13 protein-coding genes and 1 pseudogene are annotated in these 15,063 nt (G+C 62.0%); 4 read left to right on the top strand and 10 right to left on the bottom strand.

Going from position 1 to position 15,063, the window contains the following annotated elements; translation table 11 throughout:
* Positions 1-997: cytochrome P450 (locus tag PO883_RS30385; protein ID WP_289313091.1), on the bottom strand; the 997-nt coding region annotated here is incomplete at its 3' end.
* Between the two features lie 219 nt (positions 998-1,216).
* Between PO883_RS30385 and PO883_RS30390 the strand changes: the two genes are divergently transcribed.
* The 3 genes from PO883_RS30390 to PO883_RS30400 all read left to right on the top strand — a co-directional run bounded on the left by PO883_RS30390 (position 1,217) and on the right by PO883_RS30400 (position 4,679).
* A complete protein-coding gene (locus tag PO883_RS30390; RefSeq protein WP_289313092.1) occupies positions 1,217-2,149 on the top strand; it encodes an AraC family transcriptional regulator in 933 nt (310 codons plus the stop codon).
* Positions 2,150-3,094: 945 nt separating this feature from the next.
* Complete coding sequence (locus PO883_RS30395) at positions 3,095-3,388, top strand: helix-turn-helix domain-containing protein (protein WP_289313093.1); 294 nt, start codon at positions 3,095-3,097, stop codon at positions 3,386-3,388.
* Positions 3,381-4,679 carry a type II toxin-antitoxin system HipA family toxin gene (locus PO883_RS30400; RefSeq protein ID WP_289313094.1) on the top strand — a complete coding sequence of 433 codons (1,299 nt, stop codon included), beginning with the start codon at positions 3,381-3,383 and terminating at the stop codon, positions 4,677-4,679. The genes PO883_RS30395 and PO883_RS30400 overlap by 8 nt, the downstream gene beginning before the upstream one ends.
* Before the next feature lie 119 nt (positions 4,680-4,798).
* Here the strand turns inward: PO883_RS30400 and PO883_RS30405 are convergent.
* Positions 4,799-5,276, bottom strand: a pseudogene (locus PO883_RS30405) (Glu/Leu/Phe/Val dehydrogenase); the annotation flags it as partial.
* A 66-nt stretch (positions 5,277-5,342) separates the two neighbouring features.
* Positions 5,343-5,624 carry a hypothetical protein gene (locus PO883_RS30410; RefSeq protein ID WP_289313095.1) on the bottom strand — a complete coding sequence of 94 codons (282 nt, stop codon included), beginning with the start codon at positions 5,622-5,624 and terminating at the stop codon, positions 5,343-5,345.
* A 401-nt stretch (positions 5,625-6,025) separates the two neighbouring features.
* Here PO883_RS30410 and PO883_RS30415 point away from each other — a divergent pair, with 401 nt between their 5' ends.
* Positions 6,026-8,875: a TonB-dependent receptor domain-containing protein gene (locus PO883_RS30415; RefSeq protein ID WP_289313096.1), complete on the top strand. Its 2,850-nt coding sequence runs from the start codon at positions 6,026-6,028 to the stop codon at positions 8,873-8,875.
* A gap of 170 nt (positions 8,876-9,045) precedes the next feature.
* Here PO883_RS30415 and PO883_RS30420 read toward each other — a convergent pair whose 3' ends face one another.
* From PO883_RS30420 to PO883_RS30450, 7 genes are all read right to left on the bottom strand, one after another.
* Complete coding sequence (locus PO883_RS30420; protein WP_289313097.1) at positions 9,046-10,332, bottom strand: Glu/Leu/Phe/Val dehydrogenase; 1,287 nt, start codon at positions 10,330-10,332, stop codon at positions 9,046-9,048.
* Positions 10,333-10,371: 39 nt separating this feature from the next.
* Complete coding sequence (locus PO883_RS30425) at positions 10,372-11,097, bottom strand: amino acid ABC transporter ATP-binding protein (RefSeq protein WP_289313098.1); 726 nt, start codon at positions 11,095-11,097, stop codon at positions 10,372-10,374.
* A 23-nt stretch (positions 11,098-11,120) separates the two neighbouring features.
* Positions 11,121-11,813, bottom strand: a complete 693-nt coding sequence (locus PO883_RS30430) for an amino acid ABC transporter permease (protein WP_289313099.1) — start codon at positions 11,811-11,813, stop codon at positions 11,121-11,123.
* 1 nt (position 11,814) lies between these two features.
* Complete coding sequence (locus PO883_RS30435; protein ID WP_289313100.1) at positions 11,815-12,564, bottom strand: amino acid ABC transporter permease; 750 nt, start codon at positions 12,562-12,564, stop codon at positions 11,815-11,817.
* Positions 12,565-12,594: 30 nt separating this feature from the next.
* Complete coding sequence (locus PO883_RS30440) at positions 12,595-13,545, bottom strand: amino acid ABC transporter substrate-binding protein (RefSeq protein WP_289313101.1); 951 nt, start codon at positions 13,543-13,545, stop codon at positions 12,595-12,597.
* 80 nt (positions 13,546-13,625) lie between these two features.
* The gene (locus PO883_RS30445) at positions 13,626-14,618 is read right to left on the bottom strand and encodes a porin (protein WP_289313102.1); all 993 of its coding nucleotides are present in this window, start codon (positions 14,616-14,618) and stop codon (positions 13,626-13,628) included.
* Between the two features lie 100 nt (positions 14,619-14,718).
* The gene (locus PO883_RS30450; protein WP_167090980.1) at positions 14,719-15,000 is read right to left on the bottom strand and encodes a LysR family transcriptional regulator; all 282 of its coding nucleotides are present in this window, start codon (positions 14,998-15,000) and stop codon (positions 14,719-14,721) included.
* Between the last annotated feature and the right edge of the window lie 63 nt (positions 15,001-15,063).

The following is a 15,063-nucleotide window of genomic DNA, read 5'->3' on the forward strand; positions in this document are numbered from 1 at the left end:
TTAACTGCAGGGGCACCATGAACATCGTTCCAGCGGGAAGCTGCCAGCCGCCCAGCGTCATCGCCAGCGTGGAGCGGCGCGACAACAGGACCGGCGCGGCAGGATACAGGCGCAGAGTTTCTTGCAGCGTAGTGGCCAGGTAGGCAAGCGAGGGAAGATCCTGCGCAGTGGGCAGCCTGCCTTGCAATACCGTCTCCACCTCGCGCCGCGCCAGCTCCTGCGCCTGCGGGTTCGCCGCCATGCACCAAGCCCACCAGGTCAGCGTTGCCGCCGTCGTCTCGTGGCCGGCCAGGAAAGCAGTCATGCATTCGTCGTGCACGGCCTTCAGTGGCCAGGCCGCAGGATCGTCGCGGTGCAGAACCAGCAGCCGGCTGAGCAGATCTTCCGGCCATGCATCAGGCGCCAGCGCCAGCCTTTTCTCGACGTGTCCGCTGATCAGGCGCTTGAGCAAGGCGATGCCTCGCCGCTTGGCGCGTTTCCACGGCATCCAGTCGGGCAAACTTGCCGGCCAGTACATCTCGGCATTCGCGGCTTTGGCAGTGTCGTTCAGCGCACCTTCTGCGGCGCGCGCGTCCTCGTCAATCTCGCTGGAAAACATCATGCGCAAGATGACGTCCATCGTGAGGGAGGTAAGCGCGCTTTCAATATGCCAGTCTGCCTCGCCCCTGGGCCATAGTGCAAACGTCTTCGCGGCAGCACCCGCTATAGCCGGAACGAAGGCTTGCACCGCCTTGGGCGAAAAACTTGGCTGCAAGGCGGAGCGCTTGGCGCGCCACGCTTCACCCTCGGCGGTGAGAACGCTGTGTCCGTGCAGCTGCGAAAATACGCTGATGCCGCGCTCCCAGCGGCGCAATTCCAGGTGATGGCCGACCAACAGATCGCGCACCAGTTGCGGGTCGGTCACCACAATTTGGTGTTCAGGCCATATGCGCAAATGGACCACGTCGCCGTATGCCTGGCGCCATTCCGCCACCGAGCCCAGCAGGTCACGGGACATGCGGCGTAGCAGGGTCCAGCCGGTCAGTCGGGACGGTGGTCCCGGGGGCCACACTCCCGGCGGATGGAGGGAAGGCGCGGCAGCGTTTTTGCCGTGCCCGTATGGGCATTGTGGAGGCGAGGTTGTATTCATGACAGCATTGTCGACCTCGGCTGGCGTTGTGTATTGAACCGAAACGACATCACCGCTTGGGGAAGCTGCTTGCTATACTGGCAAGCGATGAGCTCCATTCAACCACCGTTGTCAATGCTTGCGCCAGGGCCGCTGGAGCGCGGCCCGCGCGCCGACGGCCACGGCGCTCCGCATGCATGTCTGCGTCTGGCGCCTCCCGCATTGCAGGGTGCGCTGGTCGCCTTGGTCGGCCGCGATACGCGCTCGCTGGCCTTGACGAGTGCCCAGCGCCTGTCCCACTTTCCCGCGTCACCCCTGGTGGTGATTTCCTGGTATCACGGCCTCGATGCGGGATTGATTGGGGACAGCGCAAGCGGGCCATGCTGGCGCCCGTTTGCGGCGCCGGTTGTCATCTCGGGCAGCCAGTCGCACCCTACAGTGAGCTGGGCCCCGGGCACGGGCCGGGGCTACATGGCTTGCTTCAATGCGGACGCGGCCCAAGCCCTGTTCGGGTTTGACCTCGCCGCCATTCAGGATCGCTTTGTTCCGGCAGCCGAGCTGCTGGGCGCGCAATGGGCTCCTCTCTGGGATGCACTCCTGGCCAGCGAAGATGACGCCCTGCTGTCGGTGTTGGAGAACCATCTTGCTGTGCCGTGGCAGGCTTTGCAGGGCAGGACGGGCGCACAGCCATCGCTGCGCCAGATGGGCAGGCACTGGGTCGAGCGCCTCGCGTGGAAGGCCCAGCAATGGAGCGGCGTGCACAGTACGCGTCATGTGGAACGGCGCATCAAGTCCTTCAGTGGCCGCTCCCTGCGCGAGTGGCAATCGCTGGTCCGTACCGAGGATCTGTTCTTCGCCGCACGTGATCGCTACGAGGCCGGGCAGCCGCTGGACTGGGCCGGCCTGGCCCAGTCCGGGGGCTTTGCCGACCAGGCTCACATGAGCCGGGCGACCAAGCGGATTACCGGCTTTTCTCCCGGTGAATTCGCGCTGCGGTTCATCATGGACGAATCGTTCTGGATGTATCGGCTGTGGGTTTGAACGCGGCGTCGGGGGGCGCTTATCGGGCATCTGTTATTCGATTGAGGGTAGCTGAACGGAATCTACGGGCTACTACACCTAGTGTCAAATGATTGTCAGGAACGTAGGGACCGGCGGCTGCGATCGGTAACGCGACGGTGTTCCGCAAACGCTTACGCCTTCAGCAACGCACCGGCATAAGAGAACTCAAATTCGGCCCGGTCGAACTCGACCTCGAACAGCGACAAGTTGATCACAGTGAGCCACAGCACGTGACACCGCCCGCATTGGCGATCATGTCCGCCACCACCAGCATGCCGTTCTCGCTCACAAGCCCGGCGGAAAAGATCCTGAGCCGCCCACCAGCGGCCCGCAGGACAAGGACCAGATCAACCTGACCGATGAAGAATCACGCAGGTCGCCCATGAATGGAATCTGGTGGCCCTTGTGCGGAATCTGAAACGCATGAACGCGCTGAAAGTGGCCTGATCGGGCCGACACGCCCGGAAATCGGGCCCAAAAACGGCCACATCAGAAGCCTGCTGGCGCCTTATGGCGCCTTTGCGGAAGGATCACGAAAATATGACAGCAAGACCGAATTGCCTGCCGCTCAATCGTCGGCTTCAAGCGTCAAGTCCGACAGGCTGCAAGCCGCTGGTGCGCATGGCCTATTCCAGCGAGGATACGGCCGCTATCGACCCTTTGGCCGTTGGCGAAGTGTGGCACGCAGCTGACGGTTCCAACCATACCGTGGCGCGCCTTTGGTAAGACACAGTAAAGCCGCACTCCCTCCTGATCCCGGCCATTTTCTGCACGGGCTTATCTTTTTCTGATATTGATCTCATTTTAGCCCTCACGCTAAAAATTGATCCATATTTTAGTGTGCAAGCTAAATCCTGTTGCTATTCGCTTCCGACGGTGTTAGTCTAAACGCTAAAATACGATATAAAATTTAGGCTAAACGCTATGAAAATCTCGGAACAGCTCAGCGCCCGCCGTGCAAAATCGGACCGTACCTTGCAGCAGATTCACGACGTAACGGGCATTGCGACGTCGAGTATCAGCAAGCTGCTCAGCGGAAAGTCGGACGCGAAAGCTGGTACGCTCGAAGCGCTGGCAGACGCGCTCGACGCTACCTGGGTTTTGGTGCCCAAGCATCTGCTTCCCGAAGTGCAGCGGCTGCTGTCCGGAAAGGCCATCGGCCCCGACGAGGCGCCGTCGACCGTAGACCAACTGTTCGGAGGTGGCGCCAATGAGTAACGAGCTCCTGCCGCGCTACCTGGACGTCTTCCTGCAGGGCCAGCATATCGGCTGGCTGTGCGAAGCGGGGCGTGTAACACGCTTCATTGCGTCGGACGAATACGGGGCAAACGCGCGCCGGCCTACCTTGTCGATTTCAATGACGGTACCCGGCGAGGACGAGCTGACCCGCAAGACCTTGACCAACTACTTCGACAAGGCGGTCTACCGTGAGCGCGGCGAACTGCCGCCGTTCTTCGCCGGCCTGCTGCCCGAGGGCGCGCTTCGCCGGCGCCTGGCGGCAACGCGCAAGGACCCGCGCGACATGGATGACTTCGGCGTGCTGGCCGCCGCCGGCGAGGATTTGCCTGGCGCGGTCCAGGTGCTGCCGGCCGACCTGGACAAGCTCACGGCGACTGCCCGGGCATTCGGCGTCACGGGCGGCTCGGACAACCTCGAAATCGGTGTGCCGGAACAGGCGGCCGAGGGCGCCGCATCGCTGTCGGGCGTCCAGGACAAGCTGGCGCTGTCGAGCGCGCATAACGGCCAGCGCTACTGCATGCCGGTCAAGGGCACGCTCTCGGACCTCATTGCCAAGCTGCCGGCCAAGGGTGACGACTCGCAGGTCTTCAACGAATATGCGTGCATGCAGCTGGCCGCGCAGGCCGGCGTGAACATCGCGCAGTGCCGCACGGTTCAGATGCGGGAAATGGTCGGTCGCGACGAGCTGGTGGCGGCCCTGGGTCCGGACACGCATTTCCTGGCGGTTGACCGGTTTGACCGTGGTCCCGGCAGCGCGGTGCACATGGAAGATGCATGCCAGCTCCTGCGCCTGATGCCGGGCCAGAAGTACGCCGGCCGCGAATACTTCGTTCGCCTGGTTCAGGTGCTCAACCGCTTCAGCACCCGCGGCATCGAGGACGTGCGCCAGTTCTTCATTCGCCAGGTGGTGAACACGCTCCTGGGCAATTCGGACGCGCATCTGAAAAACTTCTCCGTGCTCTATCACAACGGCGTGATGCCCGAACTCTCGCCGGCCTACGACGTCGTGTGCGTCGCGGCGCTGCCGGGCTTCCAGGGATTCGGCACCAACGTTGCCATCGACAAGTACCAGCGCAAGGAAACGGTCGACGCCTACCTTGCCGTGGCCAAGAGCGCCGGCATCTCCGAGCGCATTGCCAAGGCGGCAGTCAAGCAGACGGTCAACCTGGCCAAGGAGCTGTGGCCGGACGCGCTGGCCAAGTTGAACGCGCCGGCGGCGGTGCGCATCGAGATTCTGGACCGGCTGGCCACGCTGCCGCTGGCGAAATAGCGCCTGCCGGAGCGATTTTTCTTGGATTGAGCCCGCAGGGCGGCTTCTGGCACGTTCTTCCAGCCACACTTGTCGGCAAGAACAACTACCGCCGACGTAGACTGCCCCCGTTCAATTCATCACGGATACACGCCGCGTACCTCGTGCGCTTGTAGCACGCGCGTGCACGCCACGACGAACGCGGCCGTCCTCAAGGACACGTCCTTGTCTTGCGCCACCTGCCAGATGGCCGCAAACGCATCGCGCATATGCGCGTCAGGCGGGCGTTGATGTCTTCCTCGCTCCAGAAAAAGCTCAAAAATCCTGCACATATTCAAAGTAGCTGACCGTGACACCGCCCGCGTTGGCGATCACGTCCGGCACCACCAACACGCCGTTCCCGCGCAGGATGTCGTCGGCCTCCGGCGTGGTCGGTCCGTTGGCGCCCTCCAGGATGATGCGCGCGCGAATCTGGGCGGCGTTCTCCCTGGCGATCTGCTGCTCCAGCGCGGCCGGAATCAGGATGTCGCAATCGACGCTCCAGAAGCGCTCCGGCGCAATGCGGTCCCCGGCGCCGGCAAAGCCCACCACGCTGCCCGTCTGTGCCACGTGCGCCAGGCCGTTGATCGGCTTGCGCATGTCGTGCTGGCCCGTCGCCAGCCATGCTTTGCGGCATGCCCCACATTAGCGCAGCACCGCCAGAACAGCGCCCAGCCACGCCATGTGTGCCGGACTGCCCAGGCGTACTGGCGTCTCCGCTTCCAGCATGGCGGCGCTCCGGCCGGGATCAGGCAGCGCGATGAATGGCGACGCGGGCGCGCCGCTAGCGGCAAGGCGTTCGCGCCAGTAGTGAACGCTCGCTTCCATGGCGCCGTCGAAGGCGCGCCAGGCGCGCATCGTTTGCCCGGATTCGGCCTGTGCCTGCAGGCGCGCTGGCCAGCGTTCGTGCTTCGTTGGCTCGTGCATGTCCGTGACTCCTGAGTCGACGGAGCCCCGCTTCCGGGTGCCGAAAATGAGCAATGGAAGGTGGGTAAACAGACCGCTTACTTCCTGGTTCGGAAAGTTATGTACGTTATGCGCCTGCACATGGCGAAAGGCGCATAGATACAACTGGTCAAACTGGTTAGTCTACATTCGCCGAAGCAATTTTCGTAACCATGGCTTCGGCATGCATCAGATATGGCGCGTTCCAGTCGGCTCAAAGCACGCACTTCGCGACGCTACTTGGCACAAGCGGACCAATGGCTTGAGATCGAAATATGCATGTTGCATAGACCTATAAGCCCGGCATGCCGTTCACCAGATACCGATGGACATAGCCGGACAAAAACACAGAAATCAATTAACCAAATGTTGGGGAGACACGCGTGAAAGAGAAATCGATTTGTGCAGCGATACGACTGCTATGCATGACAGGTCTGATCGGCGGCAGTACTGCATTTTGCCTGAGCGCCAACGCTCAGGAAGCAGGAATACAGCGAGTGGAAATCACTGGCTCGGCGATCAAACGCATCGCCAAGGAAGGGGCGCTGCCGGTTCAATTTTTGAGCGCGGCGGATATCCAAAAAACCGGCGCCAAAAGCGTTGAAGAGCTCGTTCAGTCGCTCTCATCGATGCAAGGCTTTACCACCGCATCGGAGTCCGTCAACGGCAGCGGCGGCGGTGTTCAAAACGCCTCGATCCACAGTATCGGAGCCGCTTATACGCTGGTATTGCTGAACGGTCGCCGCATGGCGTCCTACGGATCGGGCAGCGCCGTCAACCTTGCCAGCATTCCGATGAGCGCGGTCGAGCGCGTGGAAATTCTGACTGACGGTGCTTCAACCTTATATGGGTCCGATGCCATTGCCGGCGTCATCAATTTCATTCTCAAAAAAAACCAGCAGGATTTTCGCTTTGATGCCGGCACGAATCGGCCAGGAAAAAAAGGTGGCGGAAACTCCAATTTCTCGCTATCCAAAGGGTTCGGGGACCTCGACAAGGATGGCTACAACTTCCTGGTGACGTACGCGCATGACGCTCAACGCGAACTCAAGGCGAAGGATCGTGATTTCGCAAAAACCGGACTGCGGCGCTTTACCGAAAACGGAAAGAATTATTCCACTTACCTTCTGGCGGCCAATACCGCACCGGCGTCGGCCACCTTGAGCCTCAAGGACAACACGGTGAAGATATTCTCGCCTAGCTACTATAAAACCGGCGCCTGCGCTCCTGACACCGCATTTGTTGGCACGGCAGACGACAAGTCGTGCTGGTACGACTACGCGGGGACTGTGCAGCTGGTGCCGAAGTCTGAGCGGGACAGTATCTTCTCGTCTTTCAACATGAAGCTCAATCCTGACCTGAATATTTTTGGTGAGCTTGTACTCTCAAAATACAAGCAGACGGCGCAATATGCGCCCGCTGCCCAGCGCCTGACTCTGCCGTTGAGCGGGGCTCTCTATGCCAATGAAGTGGCGCCGTATCTTGGCAAGATTGGCGTGTCGCCAGGCGACGTGGCATCCGCTTCGATGAATATCCGCTTCACGGACGCCGGAGGCAGGGCCAGGGACTATATTACAGAAGCAAAGCATCTCGCCTTGGGCGCTTCAGGCATGAAGAATGGGTTCGATTACTCGGCATCGTTTACGCACTCCGAGAATAGTCAGGAATCAAATTTCGTGGGCGGCTTCCTGAGCAAGAATGCCTATAACGACATTGTCGCTTCCGGCAAGTTCAATCCATTCGGTCCATCGGGTAGTTCGTCTGCTGTTCTGGCGCCGGCAATTCTGCATACCAACGAAAACAAGACCGAAGTAAAACTGGACAGGATAAGCGGGACGCTCAGCCACGGCTTGTTCGACGCACCTGGCGGTACTTCCCAGTTGGCGCTCAGTGGTGACTATTCGCAGCAACGTTACGATTCCATGCCGAGTCCAATCTCGCAGGGGGCGAACGCGCAACAGCCCAATTTTACCGACACCCCTTTGGGTGACTCGGCCGATCACCTGCCGGTCGCGGCCAAGCGCAACAACTGGGGCGCTTCCGCCGAGTGGATGACGCCAGTCTTTAAGACCTTGGAAGTGACGGCCGCGGCCCGTTACGATGCATATACGGCCGTGAAAAACAGCATGGTCTTCGATCCATCGGACGGCAAGCTGCTGCCTCCAGCGGAACAGGGCAATGCCAACAAGAAGGCGACCTACAAGCTCGCTTTCCGCTTCACTCCCGTCGAGAATTTGCTGTTCCGGGGATCGTATGGGACGGGCTTCAAGGTGGCGAATATGGACTCGATCGCTTCGCCGACCGTTCAGTCCGGCAATACTTCCGGGGCGTATGCTTGCCCTGTCAAAGCCCCGGATCCTCGCGCGGCGTACTGTACGGGAACGACGCAGCAGTACTTGCTCACGGGCGGAAATAACCTCTCCGGGGAAAGTGGGTTGCGGCCTGAGACGTCCAAGCAATACGCAGTTGGTGTTCGCTTCGATCCGGTCAAGAGCTTGTCGCTAGGTCTGGATTTGTGGTCGGTGAGCATGAAGGACCAGCTCACTACCCTTCCGGAACAGTTTCCCTTCGCAGATCCGGTCAAATTCAACAATAATTTCTCGGTTGTCTATGACCAGGGTATCGGCGCCAACAAGCTGGTCACACTTCTGCCGACCTTTAACCTGGCCGCAGCGCGCTACCGCGGGATTGACTGGGACAACTCGTATTCAATGAAAACCGGCGTGGGCAAGTTCGACTTCAAGTGGAACGGAACCTACATGTTGAAATCCGAGGTCGACGTGCCTGGATCTCCCACGGAAAGCAGCGTTGGCCGGTTTGACGCGTACAACAACGTCACCGCGCGCATTGTTTCGCGGCTGTCGGCCAGCTGGGCCAGTCTTGATACCTACACCAACACCTTGGCGATCAATTTCCGCTCCGGTTATCACGACCAGGTGTTGACGCCGGACGACAACACCTTAAAGCTGGTCAACGCTGACGGCACCTTGCCGGTCGGGTTCACCGGCCTCACACGTGACGTGAAAGCGTTTACGACCGTTGACTGGCAAACGCGGATTGTGCTGAAACAATACGCTAACCTGGGTATTTCCCTGGGCATTCGTAATGTGTTCGATGCGGAACCACCTCTCAGTATTCGTACTGCGGGCGGCGGAAATCAAGCGGGATTCGACGCGCGCTATGCGAGTCCCTTGGGGCGTCAGTTCTACGTCACTGGCGGCGTCAGCTTCTAAAACAAAGGGAAGTGCTCCTGGAGCACTTCCCGCGTCAGTGAGGTGTTGGTTCGTCACGGTTTTGGCAAGCTGGGCTTGCCAGACCCCCTTATTTCCACCATCCAGGCCACACGCGGCGCCACGGCATGCAGATGCATGGCCGCGCCGCCGCAGACTGCCCCCTCAGGCCATCACGGATACAAGCCGCGCACCTCGCGCGCCTGCAGCACGCGGGTGCACGCCACGACGAATGCGGCCGTCCTCAGCGACACGTCCTTGTCCTGCGCCACCTGCCAGATGGCCGCGAACGCATCGCGCATGATGCGCGTCAGGCGCGCGTTGATGTCTTCCTCGCTCCAGAAAAAGCTCGAGAAGTCCTGCACCCATTCAAAGTAGCTGACCGTGACACCGCCCGCGTTGGCGATCACGTCCGGCACCACCAGCACGCCGTTCTCGCGCAGGATGTCGTCGGCCTCCGGCGTGGTCGGTCCGTTGGCGCCCTCCAGGATGATGCGCGCGCGAATCTGGGCGGCGTTGTCCCTGGTGATCTGCTGCTCCAGCGCGGCCGGAATCAGGATGTCGCAATCGACGTTCCAGAAGCGCTCCGGCGCAATGCTGTCCTCGGCGCCGGCAAAGCCCACCACGCTGCCCGTCTGCGCCACGTGCGCCAGCAAGGCTTCCACGTCCAGGCCGCCGTCATGCACGATCGTGCCGCCGTGGTCCTGCACCGCCACCACCAGCGCGCCGGCCTCCGAAAACAGGCGGGCGGCGATCCCGCCCACATTGCCGAAGCCCTGTACCGCGACCCTGGCGCCCTCGATCCGCATGCCGCACTTGAGGGCAGCCTCGCAGCCGGCCACGTACACGCCGCGCCCGGTGGCATCGCGCCGTCCCAGGCTGCCGCCCAGCGAAATCGGCTTGCCCGTCACCACGCCGGTGGCCGTGCTGCCCTGGTTCATCGAGTAGGTATCCATCATCCATGCCATGGTCTGCTCGTTGGTGTTCACGTCCGGCGCGGGAATGTCCTTGTTCGGCCCGATGATGATCCCGATCTCGCTGGTATAGCGGCGCGTCATGCGCTGCAGCTCGCCCTGCGACAGCGTGCGCGGGTCGACCCGGATCCCGCCCTTGGCGCCGCCGTACGGCACATTCACGGCGGCGTTCTTGACCGTCATCCATGCCGACAGCGCCATCACTTCCGACAGCGTCACGTCCTGGTGGAAGCGCACCCCGCCCTTGCCGGGGCCGCGCGACATATTGTGCTGTACCCGGTAGCCCTCGAAGTGGGCGATGCTGCCGTCGTCGCGCTCGATCGGTACGTCGACCACCAGGATGCGCTTGGGCCGCTTGAGCGTCTCGACCCAGCGCGCCAGTCCGCCCAGGTGCGGCGTGACGCGGTCGATCTGTTCGAGGTAAACGCTCCAGGGGTTGTTTTCCTTGGGGACGAGGTAGGAGGGAATGTCGTGCTGGCGTGTCATGCGGCGGCTCCGTTGTTGTAGTGTGAAGGTGGTACTTTTTTAGTGGATGATCTTGGCCAGGAAATCGCGCGCGCGGTCCGAGCGCTGGGTGCCGAAGAACTCGTCCTTGGTGCAGTCCTCGATGATCTTGCCCTGGTCCATGAAGACGATGCGGTTGGCCACCCGCTTGGCGAAACCCATTTCGTGGGTGACCACCATCATCGTCATGCCCTCCTGCGCCAGGCCGACCATCACGTCGAGCACTTCGTTGATCATTTCGGGGTCGAGCGCGGAGGTGGGCTCGTCGAACAGCATCGCGATCGGATCCATCGCCAAGGCCCTGGCAATGGCCACGCGCTGCTGCTGGCCGCCCGACAGCTGGCCCGGAAATTTATCCTGCTGCGCCAGCAGGCCGACCCGGTCCAGGTACTTCAAGCCCTTGGCGTTGGCCTCGTCGGCGCTGCGCCCGAGCACCTTGACCTGCCCGATGGTCAGGTTTTCCCGGATCGACAAATGCGGGAACAGCTCGAAATTCTGGAACACCATCCCGATCCGCGCGCGCAGCTTGGACAAATTGGTTTTCGGGTCGCCCACGGCCACGCCGTCCACCCTGATGCTCCCTTGCTGGAAGGGCTCAAGGCCGTTGACAGTCTTGATCAGGGTCGACTTGCCCGAACCCGAGGGGCCGCAGATGACCATCACATCGCCTTTGCCCACCTGCGTGGTGCACTCGGTGAGCACCTGGAACTTGCCGTACCATTTGCTGATATTGTTAAGTTCTATCATTTTTCTTCTCCAATTGGAAAGCGCTAGCGGATGATCGCCACGCGCTGCTGCAGGCGGCGCACCAGGGACGACAGCCCCAGGCCCAGGACCAGATACACCAGCGCCACGAAGCTGTACATTTCGACCAGGCGGCCGTCGCGCTGGGCGACCTTGCTGGCGGCGCCGACAAAATCGGGAATCGACAGCACGTACACCAGCGACACGTCCTGGAACAGGACGATGGTCTGCGTCAGCAGCAGGGGAATCATGTTGCGAAAGGCCTGCGGCAGCACCACGTGGCGCATGGTCTGCCCGTAGGTCATGCCCAGCGCCCGCCCCGCCCAGACCTGGCCGCGCGCGATCGAGCCGATCCCGCCGCGCATGATCTCGCAGTAGTAGGCCGCCTCGAACATGATGAAAGTGATCAGCGCCGACGTGAAAGCGCCCACCTGTACCGGCTCCTTGGCGCCGATGATCCAGGCGGCGATATACGGCACCAGGAAGTAGAACCAGAAGATCACCAGCACCAGCGGGATCGAGCGCACCAGGTTGACGTAGCCGGACGCCAGCAGCGACACCGCGCGCATGCTGGACAGGCGCATCAGCGCCAGCAGCGTCCCCAGCACGATCCCGCCGGTCATGGCCAGCGCGGTCAGCTTGACCGTGAACACCATCCCGGTCTGGAACAGATAGACCCACGAGCGTGCGATCACGTCGAAATCGAAGTCGAGCGCCATCTCAGTGTCCCCCCGCCGCGCCGCCGGCGACGATCAAGCCGGGAATCGCCACTTGTTTTTCGATCCGGTGCATGATGAACACGACCACGGCGTTGACCAGCACGTAGACCAGGGTCGCGGCGCTGAAGGCCTCGAATACCTGGAACGAAAACTCCTGGATCGCGCGCGCGCTGGCAGTCAGTTCCATCAGGCCGATGGTCAAGGCCACCGAACTGTTCTTGATGATGTTGAGGAACTCGCTGGTCAGCGGCGGCAGGATCACCCGCGCCGCCATCGGCAGCAGCACGTAGCGGTAGGTCTGCGCCAGCGTCAGGCCGAGCGCGGTGCCGGCCATTCTTTGCCCGCTCGGCAAAGCGGCGATGCCGGTCGACACCTGGACCGCCACCCGCGCCGATGTAAACAAGCCCAGGCACAGCACCGCCGTGACGAACGGCGCGTTGGGCAAGGCCTTGATCCAGTCGCCGGCGGCTTGCGGCAGCACGTCGGGAGCGACGAAATACCACAGGAACATCTGCACCAGCAGCGGCACGTTGCGAAACAGTTCGACATAGCCGTTGGCCAGGCGTACCAGCCATTTGTTCGGCAGGGTGCGCACGGTGCCGACCACCAGGCCGAGCGCCAGCGCCATGATCCAGGCCGACAGCGCGGTGGCCAGGGTCCACATCAGGCCTGAGAATAAGGTGTCGAGATAGGTGCCGGCACCATCGGGCGCAATCTCCCAGAAGATGCGCCAGTTCCAGTGATAGTTCATAGTATTGTTCCAGGCTGGGCTACAGAAAAATTAACGCTTTTTGGAGGCTGCTTTTTGCGCGTCCGGCACCACCGCATACGCGGCCGGGTCGGGCGAATCGGTCGGCCTGGCGAGCACGTTGATCAGCTCGGGCGGCATCGGGAAGTGCAGGTTGATGCCCTTGGGCGGAATCGGCGACAGGAACCACTTGTGGTACAGGCGATACACGTCGTCGCCCGACTTGTAATAGGCGGTGAGGGCGTCGTCGACCGCCTTCTTGAAGGCCGGGTCGTCCTTGCGCAGCATGATCCCGTACGGCTCGACCGACAGCGCGTCGGCCGTGATCTGGTAGTCGTCCGGCCGCTTGGCGTTGGCGCGTTGCGACGCCAGCAGGATGTCGTCGTTGGCCTCGGCCGCGGCGCGCCCGGTCTCGACCATGAGGAACGATTCGGGATGGTCCTTGCCGACCACGATGTTCATGCCCAGGTTTTGCTCGCGGTTGAGGATCGTCATCTGCTTCAGGGTCGAGGTGCCGGCCGTGGCCACCAGCGTCTTGCCCTTCATGTCGGCCAAGGTCAGGATGTTCGAGGTCTTTTTGGCCAGCAGGCGGTTGGCGACCACGAACATGGTGGGAGCGAAGGCGACCTGCTGCTGGCGCTCCAGGTTGTTGGTGGTCGAGCCGCATTCGAGGTCGATCGTCCCGTTGGCCATCAGCGGGATGCGGTTGGCCGAGGTCACCGGATTCATCGCCACCTTCAGCGAGCCCAGGCCCGGCTGCTTTTGCAGGGCGGCCACCACCTTCATGCACAGGTCGATCGAATAGCCCTGGTACTGCTGCTTGTCGTCCAGGTAGGAAAAGGGAATCGAACCGTCGCGCACGCCCAAGGTGATGACGCCGCTTTTCTTGATCTTGGCCAGCGTGCCGGTCGGTTCCTGCGCCTGCGCGGCGCTGCCGAACAGGGTTGCACTGAGCAGTACAACGAGATATTTTGCATGATTCATGTCAGATAATTCCAAAGGAGGTGAGGAAAGCACGAAGCGATAAACCGGCCGCGTGGCGGCCGGGGAGGAACTCGACCGGATCAGAAGGCGTGGCGGATGCCAAGGTTGGCCCCGGTGTTGCCGGTGCCATCCGTGGTGGCGTTGCCGACCTTGAAGGTGGCGCCGTTGCGGTTGCTGATGCGCGCATAGGCCGCATACACGTCAGTGCGTTTGGACAGGGCATAGGTGTAGCCGAGCCCCCATTGGGAAGCGTCGCGGTTGGCGTGCGTGGTGTCGTCATGCCGGACATACGAGGTGTATACCTTGTGCGGGCCGAAAGGCAGGTTCACGCCGACGATCGCGTCGTCGCTGCGCGCACCGAGCAAGCCCTTGTCGCGCGCGTAGCCCAGGTGCCCCTCGAGCACGCCCCAGTCGTACCTGGCGCCGAGCAGGGTATTGGTGCTGCTGTCGGTGCCCAGCGCATTTTGCTGCTGATGCCAGCCCAGCGTGACGGCCAGGGCCTTGGCCGTATACGACAGCACCGTGCTGTAGGCGCGCTTGGCGGCTGAATTGTCCGGCACTTCACCCATGCCCACGGCCAGCTCCGCCGCAAAGCCGGATAGTGTCGGCGAGGTGTAGCCGACCATGTTGTCGAGGCGGGCGTTGGAGGCCGTGATGTTGCCCGCCTGGCCGGCCAAACCGTCGCAGAACGGATCGACGACGTCGCGCATGGCGCGGTAGTACGGCGAATACTGGCGCCCGAAGCTGACCGAACCGGGCGTGCCGGACAGGCCCAGGTAGGCCTGGCGTCCGAACAGCAGGCCGCCCTGGGCCGCGCTGCCGGTATCGATCTTCATGCCGTTTTCCAGGACGAAGTAGGCCTTGACGCCGCCGCCCAAGTCTTCCGTGCCTTTGAAGCCCAGCCGCGAACCGGAGGCGACACCGCTGCCCAGGGTGTTGACACTGCCCTCGGCGCCGCCCGTTTCGCGCACAAAGCCGACGTCGGCCACGCCATACACGGTCACCGCCGACTGCGCCATGGCGGCCGCCGGAACCAGGCTCGATGCCATGATGGCGATCATGATCTTATTCATTTGTTTCCTCTATTGTTTATCGTTTTTATATTTGATCGGCAATACCGGTCCATTCCACGCCATGCATGGAACAGCTGAATTGACGCGTTGGGGGAGTAAGCTAAATGGCGCCGCCGGGATAATCCGGAGCGTGCCGCAGGATATGCTTGGCCTTGTGGACCTGTTGCATGATGCCGAGTGCATGGCCGCGGAATACGTGGCCTGCCGGCGTTAGCGAGGGAGGGTTGCAGCTGCGGTCCACCAGCGTGGCGCCGAGCCAGGTTTCAAGCGAGCGGATGCGCCGGCTGAATGCCGGCTGGCTGGAGTGCCGCTCGCTGGCGGAACGCGAAAAGCTTCGCGTATCGGCCAGGCAAAGAAAGTCTTCGACCCATTTCATGTCCATTGCTGTCTCCCGCTTATATTTATTTTTAATGGGCCGGCGCGATTGACCGTCACCCATTGCACT

Origin of the sequence: Massilia sp. DJPM01 (genome assembly GCF_030348125.1) — a bacterium.
In the GTDB taxonomy this organism is placed as follows: Bacteria; Pseudomonadota; Gammaproteobacteria; order Burkholderiales; family Burkholderiaceae_D; genus Telluria_A; species Telluria_A frigida.